The organism is Thioalkalivibrio versutus (genome assembly GCF_001020955.1).
Taxonomy (GTDB): Bacteria; Pseudomonadota; Gammaproteobacteria; order Ectothiorhodospirales; family Ectothiorhodospiraceae; genus Thioalkalivibrio; species Thioalkalivibrio versutus.
Genome location: NZ_CP011367.1, coordinates 1578885 through 1594485 on the forward strand (window position 1 = coordinate 1578885; position 15601 = coordinate 1594485).

Here is a 15601-nt window from a genome sequence, read left to right on the forward strand (position 1 = left end):
CCAACCAGCTCTGGCCCCACCCCTGCCGGCATCGCCCCACAGGCGTCGGCGCCCCCCCCATGCGCCTGAATTTCGCCTGGCAGATCATTATCGGCACCGTCGCGATCCAGGTCGCGATGGTGGCAGCACTGATGATCAGCGGCATCTCCCAGGTGCAGCAGAACCAGTCGCAGATGCTGGAACGCTTCGCCGAACAGCAGGGCCGCCTCCTTTCCAGCGCGCTGACCCCCGGCCTGGCCTACGCGGATCCGGCGATGCTGCAGGACCTGCTCGAACTCGTCGCGGACGACTCCAATGTCCTCTATGCCGTGGTACTCGATGCCCAGGACCAGCCGATGGCGTCGGTGGGCATCTCGCCCGACACCATCCCGGAACGCGCAGACGGCACGCGCACCACGCCCGGGCAGATCGAGATCCTGCGCGACATTGAGCTGGCCGGGCAGCCACTCGGGACTCTGGCGGTGGGCTATTCCACCGATGCGATCGACGCCCTGTCCGCCACCCTCCTGCAGCGCAACGTCCTGCTGGCGCTGGGCGTGCTCGTGTTGTCCATGCTGGCCGCGGTGGTCTTCAGCCTGGTTATTACTCGCCGCCTGCGCCTGCTGAACCAGGGCGGCAAGGCGTTGCAGGGCGGTCGGCTGGACCACCGCATCCCGGTGCGCTCGCACGACGAATTCGGCGACCTCGCGCGCACCTTCAACGATGTCGCCGCCCATCTGGGGTCCACCCAGACCACCCTGGAACAACAGAACCAGCAACTGAACCGCTCGGTCGCACGCCTGGAGTCCATGCTCGGCGGTGCCAACGCGATCTTGTGGGAGGCTGATCCGCGCACCCACGAATGGGAGTTCGTGTCCGGCGACACCCGTCGTCTGCTGGGCTTCCCGGCCCACAACCTGGGCCGGGGCGAGCTGCGCGCCCGGCATATCCACCCGGCCGACCTGCCGCGCGTGCAGAACGCCGCCCGCGAGAGCCGGACCAGCCCGCGCACGGTGGACTACCGCTTCGCCCATCGCGACGGCCAGTGGCTGTGGCTGCGAGACATCCTCTCCTGGGCCCGTGACGCGGACGGCCGGGAGAGCCTGCGCGGCCTGACCCTGGATATCACCACCCACCGACGCACCACCGATGCTCTGGCGGAAAGCGAGAACCGCTACCGCGACGTGGTGGACCACATCTCCGAGGTCATCTTCCGCACCGATGCCGAAGGCCACTGGACCCTGCTGAATCCAGCCTGGGAGGCCCTGACGGGGTTCAGCGTGGAAGAGACTCTCGGCCGCCCGCTGTGCGACTTTGTAGCCCCCGAGGACCACGACGACGCCCATAGCTTCTGTGCCACCCTCCTCGAAGGCGGCTCCCATTCCCAATCCGAGGAGATCCGTCTGCGCACCCGCGACGGTGACATCCGCTGGGTCAGCATCTACGCCAGTGCCCGCTTCGATGACCACGAGCAGGTGATGGCGACCTTCGGCACGATGACCGACATCTCCGATCGCAAGGAGGCCGAAGACGAGATCCGGCGTCTCGCCTTCTTCGACGGGCTGACCCAACTGCCCAATCGCACCCTGCTGCACGACCGGCTGGGTCAGAGTCTCGCCAATACCGAACGCACCCGCCTGCATGGCGCCTTGCTGTTCATCGATCTCGACAACTTCAAGGACATCAACGACACCCTCGGCCATGCGGTTGGCGACGACCTGCTACGCCAGGTCGCCGAGCGCATGCTGAACTCCGTGCGCGAGGCGGACACCCTCGCCCGCCTCGGGGGCGACGAGTTCGTTATCATCCTCAACGATCTGCACCCGGACCAGGCACGCGCGGCGACCCAGGCCGAGGCCGTGGGTCGCAAGCTCATCGAGATTCTGCGCGATCCTTTCAAGCTGGCGGGACAGAGGCGGCACGTAACGCCCAGTATCGGTGCCACGCTGTTCAGCGGCCGCAATCTGAGCGTGGAGGAGATCCTCAAGCAGGCGGACCTCGCCATGTACCGGGCCAAGAACGCCGGGCGCAACACCGTGCGCTTCTACGACCCCGAGCTGCACCGTGCCGTCGAGGCCCGATTCGAGCTGGAGAGCGAGCTTCGCCACGCCCTGGATCAAGATGCCTTCAGCGTGCACTACCAGCCACAGGTGGACACGTCGGGCGCGGTCATCGGGGCCGAGATCCTGCTGCGCTGGAAGCACGCCAGCCGCGGGATGATCTCGCCCGCCGAGTTCATCCCCGTGGCAGAACAGACCGGTCTGATCGTCCCGATTGGCCGCAAGGTGCTGCGCGCGGCCTGTGAGCAGCTGGCCGCCTGGAAACACCAGCCCGCCTTTCGGGACCTCACCCTGTCGGTCAACGTCAGCGCGCGCCAATTCCGGCACAAGTACTTCGTGCGCGATCTCGCCCAGACGCTCGAGGCTACCGGCGCCCCGGGGCACCGCCTGAAGCTGGAGCTGACCGAGAGCATGCTGCTCGAAAACGTGGAGACCGTCATTGCCCACATCGAGGAACTTCGGAGCTTCGGCATCGAGTTCTCTCTGGACGACTTCGGGACCGGCTACTCCTCTCTCGCCTACCTCAAGCGACTGCCCCTCGCTCAGCTGAAGATCGATCAATCCTTCGTCCGCGACGTCCTGGACGATCCCAACGATGCCGCGATCGCCCAGATGGTGGTCAACCTGGCTCACACCCTCGACCTGGACGTCATCGCCGAAGGTGTGGAGAACGACCAGCAGCGGGCCTTCCTGTTCGGCCTCGGCTGTCGCCACTTTCAGGGCTACCTGTACGGCCATCCCGACACGCTGGCAGAACTTGAGGCCCTGGTACTGCGCCAGAACGACAACGGAAATCCCGCAGCCCACCCCTGACTGTTCGCATTCTTCGAATGGTTGGAGGCGTTTTTCGCCATTTTCATTCGTATAAATCGGATCTAAGGTGACGGGTATTGCAACCTAGTCAACCGGAGGCGAATCGCCATGAGCACCAAGGTCCTGATCCTGTACTACTCCACCTGGGGCCACATCGAGCAGATGGCCGAAGCTGTGGCCCGCGGCGCCCGCGAGGTACCGGATACCGAAGTCACGATCAAGCGCGTCCCCGAACTGATGCCGGATGACGTGGCGCGCAATGCCGGGGCCAAGCTCGACCAGGCCGCCCCCATCGCCAAGCCCGAAGAACTGGCGGACTACGACGCGATCATCATCGGCACCCCTACCCGCTTCGGCCGGATGGCCGCACAGATGGCCAACTTCCTCGATCAGACCGGTGCCCTGTGGTTTGGCGACAAGCTGGTCGGCAAGGTTGGGAGCGTGTTCAGTTCCACCGCCTCGCAGCACGGCGGCCAGGAGACCACCCTGATCTCGACCATCGTGAACCTGCTGCACTACGGCATGACCGTGGTTGGTCTACCCTACACCGAGAAGCGCCTGCTCGATGTCAGCGAGGTCTGCGGCGGCACACCCTACGGGGCGACCACGCTGGCCGACGGCGACGGCTCGCGCCAGCCGAGCGAGAACGAACTGGGCATGGCCGCCTCGCAGGGGCGCCACGTCGCAGAGGTCGCACGGGCCCAGCGTCTGGGGCGCGACGCCGGCTGACCTGCCACAGGCACATCCGAAAGGGGCCGCATGCACTGACCGGATGTTGCCTGGGCGCAAACCCGGTCGGGCACAGGCCCGGCCGCACCGACTGGGGACATCGATCCGCAGCATTACAAGGAGAGGATGGAAATGGACAACACGCTAGACGACAGTGGCAAGCTCGTACTCCGCCTGGCCCTCGGGATCATGATCCTGCTGCACGGCATCGCCAAACTGACCGGCGGGATCAGCGGCATCGAAGGCATGGTTACCAACGCGGGACTCCCGGCGATCCTCGCCTATGGCGTCTACATCGGCGAGATCCTCGCCCCGATCCTCGTCATCATCGGGCTGTATTCGCGCATCGGCGCGGTGATTATCGCCATCAACATGGTCTTCGCCATCGCGCTCGCCCATGCTCATGAGGTCTTCCTGCTCACCAGCACCGGCGGCTGGGCCCTCGAGCTGCAGGGGATGTTCCTGTTCGCGGCGATCGCCCTGGCCCTGACCGGTCCGGGCCGGTTCGCGATCAACCGCCTGTAGTCCTCACGGCATCTTGGGGCGGCGCAATGCCGCCCCTTTCAGGTACCATGCGCGACCCTGATCCCCGCGCAGACCGTCCGCCATGAGCAATGCCCAGACGCTGATCCTCGCTGCCCCACAGATCCTCCCGGTAGTCCCCCGCGACACCCTTCTGCAAGACCACGCCCTGATCATCCGCGACGGAACGATCCACGCGATCGAACCGCAAGCCACCGCGCGCGCCAACCATCCCGAGGCGGAATACCGCGATCACCCCGGCCAGATCCTGATCCCCGGCCTGGTGAACGCCCACACCCACTCCGGCATGAGCCTGCTGCGTGGCATCGGCAGCGACCGCCCGCTGATGGAATGGCTCAAGGGCTACATCTGGCCGGCCGAGGGCAAGCTGCTCTCCCCCGAATTCGTACGCGCAGGCAGCCGCCTCTCCATAGCCGAGATGCTGCGCGGGGGCACGACATGCTTCAGTGACATGTACCTGTTCGTGGACGATGCGGCCCGGGTGGTCGACGAGACCGGGATCCGTGCCTCGCTGGGTCTCACCGTGTTCGACTTCCCCACGCCCTGGGCCAGCACGGCAGACGAGTACTTCCAGCGCGGTGCGGACGTCGTCGCGAACTGGGGGCACCATGACCGGATCGCCTTCAATGTCGCCCCGCACGCGCCATACACCGTGGGGGATACAAGCCTGGAGCGCGTGGCGGCCCGTGCCCGCGAACTGAACGTGCCCATCCACATGCATGTCCACGAGACGGCCAGCGAGGTCGCCGACGCCCTGCGCGACCAGGGCGAACGGCCATTGGCCCGCCTCGCACGCCTTGGCATGCTGGACCAGCCCTTCATCGCGGTGCACATGACCCAGATCGACGATGCCGACCTGAACCTGCTGCGGGGCCGCCCGGTATCCATCGCCCACTGCCCGGAGTCGAACCTGAAACTGGCCTCCGGCTTCTGTCCGGTCACACGCTTGCAGGACGCTGGCCTCAACATCGCCCTCGGGACCGACGGCACCGCCTCCAACAACGATCTCGACATGATCGGCGAGATGCGCACCGCCGCACTGCTGGCCAAGGGCATCAGTGGCGATGCCGCCGCCCTGCCCGCCACCGCCGCGCTGGAAATGGCGACGCTGGGGAGTGCCAAAGCCCTGGGACTCGCGGATCGGATCGGCTCCCTGGAGCCCGGCAAGCAGGCCGATGTGGTCGCAGTAGACCTGCAGGCGCTGGAACTGCAACCGGCGCACGACCCCAGTGCACAGATCGTTTACGCCGCCACCCGCGATGCCGTGCGCGATGTCTACGTGGCCGGACGGCCGTTGCTCCGCAACCGCGAACTGCTTACGCTGGACTCTCAGGACCTCCGCGCCGAAGCCGAGTACTGGCGCGTCCGGGTGCTGGAAACCCAGCAGCCCACTGCCTGAGGGAAACACTGATCAATGTACACGCTCGCGTTGGTACCCCAGGTTTTCCAAGACAAGGCGCGGTGCGCAGCCGATAGTTGTTCTACCGGCAAGGGCCGCAACGCAGGATCGGGGAACCTGGGGTGCCAACCCCGAGGGGCTCGGCCGCTCTTGCGCGCGCACGGCGTTGCGGCTCCCTTGTGCAGAATGACTGCACGGCAGTCACCGCGCCTTGTTCGCACGCAACAGCGACTCGAGCGCGAACGTGTACATTAATCAGTGTTTCCCTGAGCGAGACAGACGCCATGAGCCCCGAACCCCTCTCCCAAACTTCTGCGCACGCAAACGTCGATAGCGCCGAGATCCACAAATTCACCCATCGGGCCCACGAATGGTGGGACCCGAAGGGCCCCTTCGCCACGTTGCACGCGATCAACCCGTTGCGCCTCGAATGGATCGACGGCCAGGCCGATCTCGCCGGCAAGAAGGTGCTGGATGTAGGCTGCGGTGCCGGCATCCTCTCCGAGGCAATGGCGGTTCGCGGCGCTCAGGTCACCGCGCTGGACGCCGGCGCCGAACACCTGGAGGTGGCGCGGGAACACGCCGTGGAAGCAGGACTGGAGATCCACTACCTGCACACCACCGCCGAGGCGCACGCCGAACGTCACGCCGGCGACTACGATGTGGTGACCTGCCTGGAGATGCTGGAGCACGTGCCCGATCCGGACGCCGTGATCGACGCCCTTGCAACGCTCGTGCGCCCCGGCGGCTGGCTGTTCCTGTCCACCATCAACCGAACTCCGCGCGCCTTTGCCGAGGCCATCGTGGGGGCCGAATACGTATTGCACATGCTGCCCACCGGCACCCATGAGTACGGACGCTTCATTCGCCCCTCCGAACTGGGCACCGCCCTGCGCCGCCACGGGTTCGAGGTCACCGCGATGACCGGCCTGACCTATTCACCCCTGAGCGGGCGTTATCGTCTGGTCGCCCGCACCGACGTGAACTACCTGATGGCCGCCCGCCGCGACGAAGCCGGCACCGACGAATGACCCGCGAACTCGGATCGGTCCTGTTCGACCTCGACGGGACCCTGCTGGACACCGCTCCCGACATGCATGCGGCCCTGGTCACCCTGATGGCCGAACACGACCGTGCGCCGCTGGCGTTCGAGGTCGTGCGTAACTTTGTCTCCCACGGGTCCCGGGCCCTGGTGGATCTCGCCTTCCCGGACGCCGATCCCGCCTTCGCCGAGCATCTCAAGAAGCGCTACCTGGAGATCTACGCCCGCGACCTGTGCCGGACCACCGCCCTGTTTCCCGGACTCGCGGACCTGCTGGACACCTGCGAGGCCCGCGGCTGGCCCGTCGGCGTGGTGACCAACAAGCCGGGCTGGCTGACCGATCCGCTGCTGGAGGCCCTCGGGCTGCATTCGCGCATGGCAGCCGTCGTCAGCGGCGATACCCTGCCCCAGCGCAAACCCGCCCCGGAACCCATGTGGCTGGCCGCCCGGCAGACCGGCCTGCCGCCGGAACGCCACTGCTACTGGGGCGATGCAGAACGCGACATCGCGGCCGGACGGGCCGCCGGCATGCCCACCCTGATCGCCAACTGGGGCTACATCGACGCCAACCAGCGTCCGGATCAATGGGGCGCCGATGCCGCCCTGGAACAGCCGAACGACTTCTGGGCCTGGTACGCCGACGGAGCCGCCACGGAGCCCGGACTTGCGAGCTGAATCCGCCCACCTCGGCGCCCTGCACGCCGGAAACAGGGCCTGAGCACCCATGTCGCCCCGTATCCGTTCGGCCTACCGCCACTGTCGCCAGCGTGCCAAGGCGCATTACGAGAACTTCCCCGTGGCCTCCTGGCTGCTGCCCAGCCGCCTGCGCGGCCCCGTGGCGGCGATCTACTGCTTCGCCCGCGACGCCGACGACCTGGCCGACGAGGACCCGCGCCCGGTTGCCGAGCGGCGCCAGGCACTGCTGGCGATGCAGGAACGCGTGCAGATCCTGGAAGACCCCGCCGCCGAGCACGAACCCGAATGGATTGCCCTGGCGGACGCCCGCGCCCGCTTCGACCTGCCGGCCGCGCCGTTTTCCGACCTGATCGACGCCTTCCTGCAGGATCTGGAACAGCCCCGCTATGCGACCTTCGGCGAGGTCATGGACTACTGCCGCCGCTCGGCCAACCCGGTGGGCCGGCTCATGCTGCACCTGAACGGCAACCCAACCGACGAGATGCTGGGGTACTCGGACGCCATCTGCTCGGCGCTGCAACTGATCAACTTCTATCAGGACCTGCAGCAGGACCTGCGGGAGAACAACCGCATCTACCTGCCGCAGGAAGAGATGGACCAGTACGGCGTGACCGAAGCGATGCTGGCCACCGGGCAGACCACCTTCCAGCTACGCAACTTGATGCAGTTTCAATACGCCCGCGCCGACCGGCTGCTGCGCGCCGGGGCGCCGCTGGGCGGCCTGCTGCGCGGGCGCATGGGGCTGGAGGTCCGGGCCATCATCAACGGCGGGGCACGCATCCTCTGGCGGCTGCGCCAGCAGGACGACGTCTTTGCCCGACCGCGCCTGCGCACCCGCGACGCCTGGATCATCCTGAGCCACAGCCTTCGACCGCGCCGCCGAAGACCGTAGGGATCGAGACGCCGAGAACCCCTGGTTAAGCTGAGGGCTTAAAAGGCATCAAGCGGCAATGCCCTCGACCGTAAGGTGCTGGAGGTCAGTTCGTTCGCTTGCGTGCTCAAAGGTAATGGCGCAAACACCACCACTGGCATCGACATCCAGGGTAGTGTTCTCGTCAAGCGAGCGGGTTTCGGCCACGCTATCGCCTCGGAATTCGATATAAAGCGTATCCGTATCCCCGAAGTACTGGAGTTTCATGGCTGGAACCCTCGATCGAAAAAGGCGTTGTGAACGGTTTCTCCATCCGGCAGCAGAACAACGCGAAGGTAGCGTCCTTCAGCCTCCTCGACACGAGCCCATCTGCGGATACGCCCATCGCCTTGGACTTCTTCGCACAACGGTTGGTCGATTGCACTACTGATCCAGTGATCCCGGATCATTCGCCGATCCGGCCTCTCGCGTACAGTCTCGAAGTAACGTGTCGTCTTCACCGGAACGTCCCTGTTACCGGTTGCTATTGTTCAAAGCTTCCGCCGAGAACGGATCGCCGTCAAGCCGCTCACACTACCTTGCTGTAGCGCGGCGCGCTCTCCGTCTTCAGGTAGGCGTCGAAGGCCATGGCGACGTTGCGCAGCAGCAACCGCCCGCGCGGCAGGATCTCCAGGCGCTCCGCGCCGATGCGTACCAGTCCATCGGCCTCCATGCCCTGAAGCCGCTCCAGTGCATCCCCGAAGACCTCTCCGAACACGATCCCGTGGCGCGCCTCGATCGCGGCGAAATCGATGCGCGAATGGCACATGAGCTCGGTAATCACGTCCCGGCGCAACCGATCGTCGGCATTCAGTTCGAGTCCGCGAAACACCGGCAGGCGCCCGGCATCCAGCCGCGCGTAATAGGCATCCAGCTCGCGCAGGTTCTGGCTGTAGCTGGCGCCCACCTTGCCGATGGCCGTCGGACCCAGTGCCACCAGGTCGTACTCCGCCCGTGTGGAGTAGCCCTGGAAATTGCGCTGCAACGTCCCGGCGCGCTGGGCCGTGGCCAGTTCGTCGTCCGGCAGGGCAAAGTGGTCCATGCCGATGTAGACATAGCCGGCATCGGTCAGGCGAGCGATGGTGGTCTCGAGGATCGCCAGCTTCTCCGCGGCGTCCGGCAGGTCGGCCTCGCGGATCTGGCGCTGAGTCTTGAACATCTGCGGCAGGTGCGCGTAGTTGTAGATCGCCAGGCGCTCCGGGCGCAGCTCCAGCGCGCGTTCCAGCGTGGCGGTATAGGTCTCCACCGTCTGCAGGGGAAGGCCGTAGATCAGGTCCAGGTTGGTGGATTCGAAGCCGTTGGCCCGCGCCTGCTCCACCGCCCGCGCGGTCACCTCGAACGGCTGGATGCGGTTCACCGCCCGCTGCACGTTCGGGTCGAAATCCTGAACCCCGAGGCTGATCCGGTTAAAACCCAGCTCGCCCAGCAGCGGGATGGTCCCGGGCCGCACCGCGCGCGGATCAATCTCGATGGAAAACTCGCGGGCATCACTTTCGTCCAGGCGGAAGTGCCTCGCCAGCGTCGCCATCACCCGGCGCAGATCGTCATCGCCAAGATAAGTCGGAGTGCCGCCGCCGAAGTGCAGCTGGCCGACAGTGCGTTCCCGGTCGAACAGCTCGCCCTGCAGTTCGGCCTCGCGCTCCAGATACTGCAGGTAGCGCTGAGCGCGCTGGTAATTTCCGGTGATGACCTTGTTGCAGGCGCAGTAGAAGCACACCGTGTCGCAGAACGGCACATGCACATACAGGGACAGCGGCCGCGCCGGGTCCGCCCCGTTGGTGGCCTGCGCCGCCTCGGCATAGGCCCGGTCGTCAAAGCCCTCGTGAAACTGTGGCGCGGTGGGATACGACGTGTACCGCGGCCCGCTCACGTCGTAGCGGCGCAGGATTTCGGGGTCAAACACTAGGCGTTGTTCCATTCGGGGCTCCACAGCCGTGCGCCGCGCACTCGCGACCTTGGTTCTGCAGACTACGGCCGCAGGCCGGACCCGAGCTTGATACAGGTCAACAATCCACCTTCAGGGCGCCCTCTCCCGCCCCCTGTGCTGCCTGTGCTAGCCTTCTCCTCCCTGTTCGACACCCGCCACGCGAGAGCGCATGTCCCCCGACGAGTATTGCGAGGAGAAGGCCGCGCAAAGCGGCTCCAGCTTCTACTACGCGTTCCGCTTTCTGGAACCGGATCGCCGTCGCGCCATCACGGCGCTGTACGCCTTCTGCCGGGAAGTCGACGACATCGTCGACGAGGTCAGCGAGGAGAGCATTGCGCGCACCAAGCTCGACTGGTGGCGCCAGGAGATCGAGCGCCTGTTCGCCGGCGAACCCCGCCACCCCATCACCCAGGCACTGCAGCCGCATATCGCCGCCTTTGACCTCGGGCGCGAGTACTTCGACGAGATCATCGACGGCATGCAGATGGATCTCGACTACGACAGCTATCCGGACTTCACCACGCTGTCGCTGTACTGCTACCGCGCGGCCAGCGTCGTGGGCATCCTGTCCGCTCACATCTTCGGCTACACCGATCGGCGCACTCTCAAGTACGCCCACGACCTCGGCATGGCGTTGCAGCTCACCAACATCCTGCGCGACGTGCACGAGGACGCCATGCGCGGCCGCGTGTACATCCCCATGGACGAGCTCAGCAAGCACGGGGTCAAGCCGGAGGAATTCCAGATCAACATCACCGACGACCGCCACCGCGCCCTGTTCGCGGAGCAGGCGGAACGGGCGCGACGCTACTACGAACGCGCCGAGGAACACCTCCCGGACGCCGACCGCTACGCCCAGCGCCCGGGCCTGATCATGGCAGCCATCTACCGCACCCTGCTCGACGAGATCGCGGACGATGGCTATCGCGTGCTGGAACACCGCGTACGCCTGACCCCGATCCGCAAGCTGTGGATCGCGTGGCGCACCGCGCGCCGCCTGAAGCGCGAACAACGCCGCCGCGCGGCCTGATGCCATGACCTCCAGCTCCCCCCCGGCCCCGGCGGTCGTGGTCGGCGCGGGCTGGGCCGGCCTGACCGCCGCGCTGGCGCTTGCACGTGCCGGGCACCCCGTGCACCTGATCGAGGCCGGCAAGGCCCCCGGTGGCCGTGCTCGCAGCCTCGACCTGGACGGCACCCCGCTCGACAACGGCCAGCACATCCTGGTCGGGGCCTGCCAGCAGACCCTGCAGCAGATCCGTTCGGTCGGCATCAACCCCGAGCAGGCGTTTCAGGCCCTGCCCTTCGGCCTGCGCATGTTCGGGCCCACGGGCCGGCCGCAGGCCCCGGCGTTCCTGCTGGAACCGCGTTCGCCCCGGTTGCCCGCCCTGGCCGCCGCGCTTTACCGGGCGCTTGCGAAGCACTCCCTTGGTACACGCCTGCGTGCACTGTCCGGCGCCGCCGCCATGTTGCACCGGCCCCTGCGCGACGATCTCCCCGTCCTCGACTGGCTGCGCCAGCGCCGTCAGCCCGACGCCCTCATTCGGAGCCTGTGGGACCCGTTGTGCCTGGCGGTGATGAACACCCCGACCCGAACCGCCTCGGCCCGCATCTTCCAGAACGTCCTGCGCCTGGCGCTCAACCATGGCCCGGAGGCCGCGCGCCTTCTCGTCCCCGCGCGGCCACTCGGCGAGCTGTTCCCGGAACCGGCTGTCCAGGAACTCCGGGAGCGTGGCGCCAGAGTGGATCTGGGCCGCCGCATCACCGCCATTGAGCGCAGCACGACTCACGACGCCGCCCCCTACCGCCTGCGCGACCGCCAGGGCGTGGCGAGCCCGGCGCGCGGCGTGATCCTGGCGACCCCTCCAGCCGCCGCCGCTGCCCTGCTGCCACACGAAACCGGCTGGGAGGCCACGCACCAGGGCCTGAATGCCATGGGCGCCCGCAGCATCTGCACCGTCTACCTGCGCTATGCGCGGCGCCTTGATGATCTTCCGCCACTACAGGGGCTGCTGGACCAGCATGGCCAATGGCTAATCGCGCGGAATGTCGCCGGGGCGCCACACTGGCTGGCGGTCGTGATCTCCGCGGCCGACGACCTCGAACCGTTGACGGCGGATGCACGATGGCGCACCGTCGCCCGCTCCCTGGCCCAAACCTTCCCCAAACTGGGCGAACCCGAGACCGGCCACAGTATTTGCGAACGCCGCGCGACGCTGGACGCGCAAGCCGGTCTGGATGCACGTCGCCCGCCGGCCCGCACGCCCTGGCCGGGGTGTTATCTGGCCGGGGATTACCTGACGCCTGCACTGCCGTCCACGCTCGAAGCGGCCGTACAATCTGGACTAGAATCGGCGCACCTGTATCTGGAGGACCATCCTTGACCGATCTCGATATTCCCCGCCTGCTCGCCTACCGCCCGGAACCCGGCGCCTTCGATGAACGCGTGATCCTGGTCACCGGGGCCGCCGACGGCATCGGCCGCGCGGTTGCCGAGGCCTGTGCCGCGGCCGGCGCGATCGTGGTGCTGCTGGACAAGGACCTGAAGGGCCTCGAAGCGGTCTATGACCGGATCGAACAGGCCGGTCACCCGCAGCCCGCGATCTACCCACTGAATCTCGAAGGCGCGACGGTCAAGGACTATGGTGACCTGGCGGAGAACATCCGCGACTCCCTCGGCCGCCTCGACGGGTTGGTACTGAACGCGGGCTGGGCCGGCGCCCTGATGCCGATGAAGAACTACGACCCGGAGCTGTGGTTCAAGGTCATCAACAGTAACCTGCACGGCCCGTTCTTCCTCACGCAGGCCGTCCTGCCGCTGCTGGAGGCCAGTCCCACCGGGAGCCTGGTCGTGTCCACCCAGAACGCGCGCAAGGCCTTCTGGGGCGCCTTCGGCATGGCCAAGGCGGCCCAGGACGGCCTGATCGACATCCTGTCGCACGAGCATCGCAACGAACCGCGCTTCCTGCACGTGAACGGTATCGACACCGGCCCCGTGCGCACCCGCTTCCGCGCCGGGCATTATCCCGGGGAAAACCCCGACCTACTGCCCGAGCCCGAGGCCGTGGTTGGCCCCTATCTGTACTTCCTGGACCCCGGCGACCGCACCACCACCGGTCTGAACATCAGCCTGGAAGGCCAGGTCCCGGTCCCCCACGCGGCGTCCTGAACCGCAGGGGCGTCAGGCGCGCGGTCGTTTTCCGGCCGGGCGCCCTTTGCGCACCTTCCCACCACCCGCGCGCGGCTTGCCGCCCTTGGGCGCGGCAGAGCGTGCCCCGGCCTTGCCCGCTGGCGCTGGCTTGCCACCGGGACGCGCCGCAGCCTCGACGCCGTTGTGCTGCGTCTGGAAGGTCTGGCCGCGCTTTTTCAGCGCCTTGCCGCCTCGGGTGATGCGCCCGCCGGTGGACGGACGTGCCGCACCCTGACCGGTCCCGGCCGGCTGCCAGGTCGGCACCAGGTGATGCTTGCCATTGCCGATCAGGTCCGCACGCCCCATGCGTTGCAGGGCATCGCGCAATAGCGGCCAGTTGTTCGGATCGTGATAGCGCAGGAACGCCTTGTGCAGACGCCGCGCGCGCACCCCGCGAGGCACCGGGACGCGTTCGCTGGTCGTGCGCCGGATGCCGCGCAGCGGGTCGCGCCCGGAATGCCACATGGCGGTGGCCAGGGCCATGGGGCTCGGCAGGAACGCCTGCACCTGGTCGGCGCGGAAGTCGTTGCGCTTCAGCCAGAGCGCGAGCTGCAGCATGTCCTGGTCGGTGGTGCCGGGATGCGCGGCGATGAAATACGGGATCAGGTACTGCTCCTTCCCGGCCGCCTTCGAGTATTTCTCGAACATGGCCTTGAACCGGTCATAGGTCCCCATGCCCGGCTTCATCATGCGGGAAAGCGGTCCGGTTTCCGTATGTTCCGGCGCAATCTTCAGGTAACCCCCCACGTGATGGGTCACCAGTTCCTTCACATACTCCGGTGACTCGATCGCCAGGTCGTAGCGCAGCCCGGAGGCGATCAGTATCTTCTTGATGCCCGGCAGCGCCCGTGCCTTGCGGTACAGGCGAATGAGCGGCGCGTGGTCGGTGTCCAGGTTGCTGCAGATGCCCGGGTACACGCAGGACAGTCGCCGGCAGCTCTGCTCGATCTTCGGGTCCTTGCAGGCCAGGCGGTACATGTTGGCGGTCGGGCCGCCCAGATCCGAGATCACGCCGGTGAACCCGTCCACCTTGTCGCGGATCTCCTCGATCTCGCGCAGCACGCTGTCCTCGGAGCGGCTCTGGATGATCCGCCCTTCGTGTTCTGTGATGGAACAGAACGTACAGCCGCCGAAACAGCCGCGCATGATATTCACCGAGAAGCGGATCATCTCCCAGGCGGGGATGCGCGCATCCCCGTAGGACGGATGCGGGGCCCGCGCATAGGGCAGATCGAACACCGCGTCCATTTCGGGCGTCGACAACGGGATCGGTGGCGGGTTGAGCCAGACCTCCTTGTCCCCGTGGCGCTGCACGATCGCGCGGGCATTCCCCGGGTTGGTCTCCAGGTGCAGCACCCGCGAGGCATGCGCGTAGAGCACCGCGTCGCCCTTCACCTGCTCGAAGGCCGGAATACGGATCACCGTTTGCTCGCGCGGGGTGCCGCGCGGGATATCCCGGTGAAAACGCACGACCTTCGCGCCCGCCTCCGCTTCTGTCGCCTGCGCATCCTGTGCCTCGGCATCGGCGCAGGTCTCGGGCGAGACCATGGCGTAGGGGTCGGGGTTGGCATCCACCGGTCCGGGGGTATCAACCTCGCTGGAATCCAGCTCGACGTAGCCGGCGGGCACGGCATCCCGCAGCAGGGCCGTCCCGCGCAGGTCCGTGATCTCGCGCGGGTCCTCGCCCGCCGCGACGCGATGGGCGAGTTCCACCAGGGCACGCTCGGCATTGCCGAACAGCAGAATGTCGGCGCGCGAATCCAGCAAGACGGAGCGGCGCACCTTGTCCTGCCAGTAGTCGTAGTGCGCGATACGCCGCAGGCTGGCCTCGATCCCGCCGGCCACGACCGGCACGTCCTTGTAGGCCTCGCGGGCGCGCTGGGCGTAGACGATCACCGCGCGGTCCGGGCGTTTGCCGTGCACGTCCCCCGGGGTATAGGCATCGTTGGAGCGGATCTTCCGCTCCGCGGTGTAGTGGTTGACCATCGAGTCCATGTTCCCGGCGGTTACGCCAAAGAACAGGTTGGGTCGCCCCAGGGCCCGGAACGGCTCGGCCGAGGTCCAGTCCGGTTGCGCCAGAATGCCCACGCGAAACCCCTGCGCCTCCAGCAACCGACCGATGATCGCCATCCCGAAGCTTGGGTGGTCCACATAGGCATCACCGGTCACCAGTACGATGTCGCAGCTATCCCAGCCGAGATCGTCCATCTCTTCGCGCGTGGTCGGCAGAAACGGTGCCGTGCCAAAGCGCTGGGCCCAGTAGGGCTTGCGGGCGAACAGGGAATCGGGTGCTGCGGACATGACCAGGCTTCTTCC

Annotated in this window: 13 protein-coding genes; 10 read left to right on the forward strand and 3 right to left on the reverse strand. The window is 66.9% G+C overall.

Annotated elements, in window-relative coordinates; translation table 11 throughout:
• Nucleotides 1-59 precede the first annotated feature (59 nt).
• The 7 genes from TVD_RS07315 to hpnC all read left to right on the forward strand — a co-directional run bounded on the left by TVD_RS07315 (nucleotide 60) and on the right by hpnC (nucleotide 8153).
• Entirely contained in the window at nucleotides 60-2852 is a 2793-nt protein-coding gene (locus TVD_RS07315; RefSeq protein WP_047251225.1) for a bifunctional diguanylate cyclase/phosphodiesterase, read from the forward strand.
• 108 nt (nucleotides 2853-2960) lie between these two features.
• Entirely contained in the window at nucleotides 2961-3581 is a 621-nt protein-coding gene (gene wrbA / locus TVD_RS07320; protein WP_018951928.1) for an NAD(P)H:quinone oxidoreductase, read from the forward strand.
• Nucleotides 3582-3713: 132 nt separating this feature from the next.
• Complete coding sequence (locus tag TVD_RS07325; RefSeq protein WP_018951927.1) at nucleotides 3714-4106, forward strand: DoxX family protein; 393 nt, start codon at nucleotides 3714-3716, stop codon at nucleotides 4104-4106.
• An 82-nt stretch (nucleotides 4107-4188) separates the two neighbouring features.
• Nucleotides 4189-5523 carry a TRZ/ATZ family hydrolase gene (locus TVD_RS07330; protein WP_047251226.1) on the forward strand — a complete coding sequence of 445 codons (1335 nt, stop codon included), beginning with the start codon at nucleotides 4189-4191 and terminating at the stop codon, nucleotides 5521-5523.
• A gap of 284 nt (nucleotides 5524-5807) precedes the next feature.
• On the forward strand, nucleotides 5808-6554 hold the full coding sequence (gene ubiG / locus TVD_RS07335; RefSeq protein WP_047251227.1) for a bifunctional 2-polyprenyl-6-hydroxyphenol methylase/3-demethylubiquinol 3-O-methyltransferase UbiG: 747 nt from the start codon (nucleotides 5808-5810) through the stop codon (nucleotides 6552-6554).
• Nucleotides 6551-7240: a phosphoglycolate phosphatase gene (gene gph / locus TVD_RS07340; RefSeq protein WP_019568298.1), complete on the forward strand. Its 690-nt coding sequence runs from the start codon at nucleotides 6551-6553 to the stop codon at nucleotides 7238-7240. Before ubiG ends, gph begins: the two co-directional genes overlap by 4 nt.
• 49 nt (nucleotides 7241-7289) lie before the next feature.
• Nucleotides 7290-8153, forward strand: coding sequence for a squalene synthase HpnC (gene hpnC, locus TVD_RS07345; RefSeq protein WP_047251228.1), 864 nt, complete (start codon nucleotides 7290-7292; stop codon nucleotides 8151-8153).
• A 48-nt stretch (nucleotides 8154-8201) separates the two neighbouring features.
• Here the strand turns inward: hpnC and TVD_RS07350 are convergent, their stop codons facing one another.
• Nucleotides 8202-8399, reverse strand: coding sequence for a DUF2283 domain-containing protein (locus TVD_RS07350; protein WP_018145559.1), 198 nt, complete (start codon nucleotides 8397-8399; stop codon nucleotides 8202-8204).
• A 301-nt stretch (nucleotides 8400-8700) separates the two neighbouring features.
• A complete protein-coding gene (gene hemN / locus TVD_RS07355; protein ID WP_047251229.1) occupies nucleotides 8701-10089 on the reverse strand; it encodes an oxygen-independent coproporphyrinogen III oxidase in 1389 nt (462 codons plus the stop codon).
• Nucleotides 10090-10267: 178 nt separating this feature from the next.
• On the opposite strand from hemN, the gene hpnD reads away from it, so the two are divergent.
• Genes hpnD through TVD_RS07370 form a run of 3 tightly spaced genes read left to right on the forward strand, consistent with a single transcriptional unit; the run spans nucleotide 10268 to nucleotide 13264 of the window.
• A complete protein-coding gene (gene hpnD / locus TVD_RS07360; RefSeq protein ID WP_018169881.1) occupies nucleotides 10268-11128 on the forward strand; it encodes a presqualene diphosphate synthase HpnD in 861 nt (286 codons plus the stop codon).
• Between the two features lie 4 nt (nucleotides 11129-11132).
• Nucleotides 11133-12479, forward strand: coding sequence for a hydroxysqualene dehydroxylase HpnE (gene hpnE / locus TVD_RS07365; protein ID WP_047251230.1), 1347 nt, complete (start codon nucleotides 11133-11135; stop codon nucleotides 12477-12479).
• Nucleotides 12476-13264 carry an SDR family NAD(P)-dependent oxidoreductase gene (locus tag TVD_RS07370; protein ID WP_018938588.1) on the forward strand — a complete coding sequence of 263 codons (789 nt, stop codon included), beginning with the start codon at nucleotides 12476-12478 and terminating at the stop codon, nucleotides 13262-13264. Before hpnE ends, TVD_RS07370 begins: the two co-directional genes overlap by 4 nt.
• A 12-nt stretch (nucleotides 13265-13276) precedes the next feature.
• Here TVD_RS07370 and TVD_RS07375 read toward each other — a convergent pair whose 3' ends face one another.
• Nucleotides 13277-15586, reverse strand: a complete 2310-nt coding sequence (locus TVD_RS07375) for a YgiQ family radical SAM protein (RefSeq protein ID WP_047251231.1) — start codon at nucleotides 15584-15586, stop codon at nucleotides 13277-13279.
• Between the last annotated feature and the right edge of the window lie 15 nt (nucleotides 15587-15601).

Excerpts from the sequence above, each read along its gene's own strand:
- TVD_RS07315 (WP_047251225.1), top strand. The coding sequence starts at position 60 with ATGCGCCTGAATTTCGCCTGGCAGATCATTATCGGCACCGTCGCGATC.
- wrbA (WP_018951928.1), top strand. The coding sequence starts at position 2,961 with ATGAGCACCAAGGTCCTGATCCTGTACTACTCCACCTGGGGCCACATC.
- TVD_RS07325 (WP_018951927.1), top strand. The coding sequence starts at position 3,714 with ATGGACAACACGCTAGACGACAGTGGCAAGCTCGTACTCCGCCTGGCC.
- TVD_RS07330 (WP_047251226.1), top strand. The coding sequence starts at position 4,189 with ATGAGCAATGCCCAGACGCTGATCCTCGCTGCCCCACAGATCCTCCCG.
- ubiG (WP_047251227.1), top strand. The coding sequence starts at position 5,808 with ATGAGCCCCGAACCCCTCTCCCAAACTTCTGCGCACGCAAACGTCGAT.
- gph (WP_019568298.1), top strand. The coding sequence starts at position 6,551 with ATGACCCGCGAACTCGGATCGGTCCTGTTCGACCTCGACGGGACCCTG.
- hpnC (WP_047251228.1), top strand. The coding sequence starts at position 7,290 with ATGTCGCCCCGTATCCGTTCGGCCTACCGCCACTGTCGCCAGCGTGCC.
- TVD_RS07350 (WP_018145559.1), bottom strand. The coding sequence starts at position 8,399 with ATGAAACTCCAGTACTTCGGGGATACGGATACGCTTTATATCGAATTC.
- hemN (WP_047251229.1), bottom strand. The coding sequence starts at position 10,089 with ATGGAACAACGCCTAGTGTTTGACCCCGAAATCCTGCGCCGCTACGAC.
- hpnD (WP_018169881.1), top strand. The coding sequence starts at position 10,268 with ATGTCCCCCGACGAGTATTGCGAGGAGAAGGCCGCGCAAAGCGGCTCC.
- hpnE (WP_047251230.1), top strand. The coding sequence starts at position 11,133 with ATGACCTCCAGCTCCCCCCCGGCCCCGGCGGTCGTGGTCGGCGCGGGC.
- TVD_RS07375 (WP_047251231.1), bottom strand. The coding sequence starts at position 15,586 with ATGTCCGCAGCACCCGATTCCCTGTTCGCCCGCAAGCCCTACTGGGCC.